The following is a 1235-nucleotide window of genomic DNA, read 5'->3' as shown; positions in this document are numbered from 1 at the left end:
TAATCTGGCTCTGGAGGAGTTGCTGTTAGGACGTAGACATTATCACCCACTAAACCATAACCCAAGCTTCTATAATTAGTTCCTGCTCCAGAACGTAAGGTGATCCGAGAATTGGGGTTGTTAGCAGTTAGAGTGGCTCGACAGTGGGAACGCTCACTAGGAAAAGTATGCTGAGCAAAAGCCTCAGTTGTAGGGACGGTAACTGCAGCAGCTGTAGCTAGTAATAAGATTGCTTTTTTCATTTGTTTTCTCCAATCATCGATGTTTCTTATTTACTAGTAAAATAGAAATAACAGTTGGAGTGATTAGAGACAGTGCCAGTTTATCAGTAGTCCTAACGCTGACAGCAATAAAACCTGATTTTTCTATAGTTAACACCCTTGCTAGTACAGACAGTTGAGAAATTGGTCTATGGTGGTCTTGTGAGGGGGGAGTAGGGAATAGGGAATAGGGAATAGGGAATAGGGAGTAGGGAGTAGGGAGTAGGGAGTAGGGAGTAGGGGAGATGGGGAGATGGGGAGATGGGGAGATGGGGAGATGAGAAGTGTGGGAAGTGTGGGAAGTGTGGGGAGATGGGGAGATGGGGAAATGGGGAGATGGGGAGATGGGGAGATGGAGAGATGGGGAGAAACGGGAGATGGGGAGTCAGTGGAGCCAAAGGGGAGCGAACGCCGACCTGTAGATGTTTCCTCTATCAACGACTGCATCAAGACAATTTATTTAAAGATACCAACTTAATCAAAGAGGACTTCTCCCCTATCTCCCCAGATTCTTCTCCCTACTCCCTACTCCCTGCTCCCTGCTCCCTGCTCCCTAAAAGCAGGCAGGAGACTGGCAAAAAAAATCCCCTGGCTTGATCAGCCTAGGGGTATTGCAGGAATTAATTACTATGAACTAATTCAAAGCCAGCCGTTAAAGATTCCTTTCAAAGATGCCTGAAGGTACTAAGTGCCAACGGGTTCGGGTGACTCAGTAGTTTCGCTACCTTCGGCCTCAATGAGCTCCATGTCCTCATATTTGTCAAAGCACTTACGCTTAGCAGCGACAGCGATGTCGAGAACAATGGGTACTTCTAATTTGATCGGTACTTGGAACACACAGGGGTTATAGTATTTGTAAGGCATGGGTTTTACCTCTTGCTGTAATTAATTTCAATCAACACATTTATAGAATGTCAGATCTAACTCTGGCTTCACAGTACCCTTGTGGGTACCTTTTTTTTGGGCTTTGCTTAA

Annotated in this window: 3 protein-coding genes; 1 reads left to right on the top strand and 2 read right to left on the bottom strand. The window is 45.7% G+C overall.

What is annotated here, in order from left to right; translation table 11 throughout:
- Positions 1-242 (bottom strand): SH3 domain-containing protein (locus F6K53_RS43600; RefSeq protein ID WP_293086997.1); only part of this gene is annotated, 242 nt, incomplete at its 3' end.
- Positions 243-521: 279 nt separating this feature from the next.
- Between F6K53_RS43600 and F6K53_RS43595 the strand changes: the two genes are divergently transcribed.
- Complete coding sequence (locus F6K53_RS43595) at positions 522-857, top strand: hypothetical protein (RefSeq protein WP_293086994.1); 336 nt, start codon at positions 522-524, stop codon at positions 855-857.
- 87 nt (positions 858-944) lie between these two features.
- On the opposite strand, the gene F6K53_RS43590 is transcribed toward F6K53_RS43595, so the two are convergent.
- Positions 945-1124 (bottom strand): hypothetical protein, encoded by a 180-nt coding sequence (locus F6K53_RS43590; RefSeq protein WP_293086991.1) that lies wholly within the window; start codon positions 1122-1124, stop codon positions 945-947.
- Positions 1125-1235: the final 111 nt, after the last annotated feature.

The sequence above is a fragment of the Moorena sp. SIO4A1 genome (assembly GCF_010672065.1).
Lineage (GTDB): Bacteria > Cyanobacteriota > Cyanobacteriia > Cyanobacteriales > Coleofasciculaceae > Moorena.
The sequence above is the reverse complement of the archived record's forward strand: the minus strand, read 5'-3'. Positions and strand labels throughout refer to the sequence as shown.